This window comes from Mangrovimicrobium sediminis (assembly GCF_004745945.1).
GTDB classification, from domain to species: domain Bacteria; phylum Pseudomonadota; class Gammaproteobacteria; order Pseudomonadales; family Halieaceae; genus Mangrovimicrobium; species Mangrovimicrobium sediminis.
Map to the genome: position 1 here is coordinate 1 of NZ_SRLE01000041.1, position 1410 is coordinate 1410.

The following is a 1410-nucleotide window of genomic DNA, read 5'->3' on the forward strand; positions in this document are numbered from 1 at the left end:
CAGTGCCCGTGCTGTGCGCGCGGCGCGCCGGCCTACTGCGAACAGTTCTTCCCGCTCAACTTCGTCGGCGGGCGCAGCGACGGCAGCAGTGGGCTGAGTCACGATGGCGCGCCGGTGCTCTCGCACTTCTTCGGCCAGTCGTCCTTCGCCAGCCACAGCCTGTGTGCGGCGAGCGCGCTGGTCAGGGTGCCCGCGGATTTTCCGCTGGAACTGGCCGGCCCCTTCGGCTGCGGCTTCCAGACCGGTGCCGGGGCGGTACTCAATTCGCTGCAGGTGCGGCCGGGCAGCAGTGTCGCCGTGCTCGGTGCCGGCGCGGTTGGCCTCGCCGCGGTGTGCGCCGCGAAACACATCGCCGGCGCGACGACAGTGATCGCCGTGGACGTGCAGGCCGGGCGCCTGGACGTGGCGCGGGAACTGGGTGCGAGCCACGCCCTGGATGCCGGCGGGGATATCGAGACGGCGCTGCGCGCCATCTGCCCGCGCGGGGTCGACTACGCCATCGATACCACGGGCCGGATCGCGGTGGCCGAACAGTGGGTCGGCCTGCTGGCCGCGCAGGGTACCCTGGGCCTGCTAGCCTCCTACGGCGCGACAGATACCCTGGGCGTCAATGCCATCGGCCTGATGACCGCGGGCAAGCGCATCCAGGGCGTGATGGAAGGCGACAGCGATATCCAGACCTTTATCCCGCAGCTGATGGCGCACTACCAGGCCGGCCGCTTCCCGGTGGATAGGCTGGTCAGCTATTACGATTTCGAGGATATCAACGCGGCGATCGCCGCCGCCGAGGGCGGGACTGCAATCAAGGCCGTCCTGCGCATGGCGTGACGTGCTGTGCGCCGCGCAATGACCTGCTGAACCGCGGCGGAAACCAGGCCAAACACGGCGCACGGGCGCCGGCTGGAGAACCGGATGACGACTGACTACAAACTGCTGATCGACGGCCAACTCGTCGCGGGCGCATCGAGCATGGCGGTGATCAACCCGGCCACCGCTGAGCCCTTTGCGCAGGCACCGCGGGCGGATGCGGCGCATCGCCGCAAGGATCGATGCGGCCACGCAGGCGTTGGCCGAGACCCTCACCCGCGAACAGGGCAAGCCGCTGCGCGATGCCCAGGGCGAGATCATGTTCGCCGGCTACTCGTTGAACCTCACCGCGGGGCTGGACCTGTCACCGCGCACGGTGAAGGAGGACGACAACGTCCGCGTGGTGGAGTACCGCCACCCGCTGGGGGTGGTGGCGGCGATCACGCCGTGGAATTTCCCGATCATGCTGCTGATCAACAAGATCGGCCCGGCGCTGCTGGCGGGCAATACGCTGGGGATCAAGCCGGCGCCGACCACCCCGCTGCCCACGCTGATGCCCGGCCCCCTGTGCGCCGACCTGTTCCCTGCGGGGGTGGTCAATGT

The 1410-nt window shown here is 69.2% G+C and carries 2 protein-coding genes; both read left to right on the plus strand.

The window, feature by feature from the left end; all coding sequences use genetic code 11:
- Positions 1–828 (plus strand): zinc-binding dehydrogenase (locus E4634_RS21110; protein WP_135446665.1); only part of this gene is annotated, 828 nt, incomplete at its 5' end.
- Between the two features lie 196 nt (positions 829–1024).
- A partial coding sequence (locus E4634_RS21115) for an aldehyde dehydrogenase family protein (protein WP_135446666.1) occupies positions 1025–1410 on the plus strand: 386 nt, incomplete at its 3' end.